This window comes from Oleiphilus sp. HI0128 (assembly GCF_001635365.1).
In genome coordinates, this window is record NZ_LWGG01000126.1 from 1 (window position 1) to 917 (window position 917).

General features: G+C 51.6%; 2 protein-coding genes. Both read right to left on the reverse strand.

What is annotated here, in order from left to right; translation table 11 throughout:
- Positions 1–764 (reverse strand): Ig-like domain-containing protein (locus tag A3763_RS01685; RefSeq protein ID WP_197482678.1); only part of this gene is annotated, 764 nt, incomplete at its 3' end.
- A partial coding sequence (locus A3763_RS30010) for an Ig-like domain-containing protein (protein ID WP_369823075.1) occupies positions 719–917 on the reverse strand: 199 nt, incomplete at its 5' end. The genes A3763_RS30010 and A3763_RS01685, both read right to left, overlap by 46 nt.

Consider the following 917-nt stretch of genomic DNA (forward strand, 5'->3'; position numbering starts at 1 on the left):
GTGTCACCACCGGAAGTAAGATAGTTCCCAGTCAGGTCAATGGCTTGAAGTGTGAGGGTGGCGGTGTCGCTGCCGTTAGCCGTCAGAACAGGTGATGATGAGTTTAGTGTGCTGTTCAGGTAGCTTGCCGGGCCCGGTACAAATTGAACGGTTGCGGTATCGACAAGGCTTTGGCCATTCATAGTCCCAGTAATCACTGCCGTGCCTGTTGTGGCTGGAGCCAGTAGAGTCGCGTTATAGCGGCCATCTCCCATATCGCTTACCGCGCCTAAACTACCAAAATTGGTATTTAAAGTAACCGTGGCGCCACCCACTTCGACACTATTGCCAAAGACGTCGCTTCCTTGAACTGTGATAGTTGTAGTATTGGAGCCATTAGCGATGACGGCAGCATCGAGACTGGTAATAACGCCGCTAGAGGCGAGTAGCGCTCCTGCCTGAAGGTTGATCATTTCAGTGTCAATAACATCTTCACCATCAAAGGTGGCGCTAATGATCGCGACACCGGTATTGGTGGGGGAGGTGTAGGTTGCGCTATAAAAACCGTCATTCAAGTCGGTGACATCACCGATACTGCCCATACTGGCCGCGAAACTAACGGTACTGCCGCCTGAGTTTAATCCGTTACCAAGCACGTTAATAGCCTGGAGCAAAATAGTTGAAGTAGTGCTTCCATCAGCCGTTAGCGTGTTTGGCGTAGCGGTGATTAAAGTATCGCTCATGGAGGCGGGTAGTGGGGTGAACTCAACACTGGTTGTATCCACAATTGTACTTCCCTCAAGACTTGCACTGATGGTGCTGTCCCGACAGTCGTACTGCTCGTTAAAACTGCAGTGTAGCTTCCATTGCCAAGATCGGTGACCGGCCCGACGCTGCCAATATCGGCTGTAATGTCGACACTGTTTCCACCGCGTGCC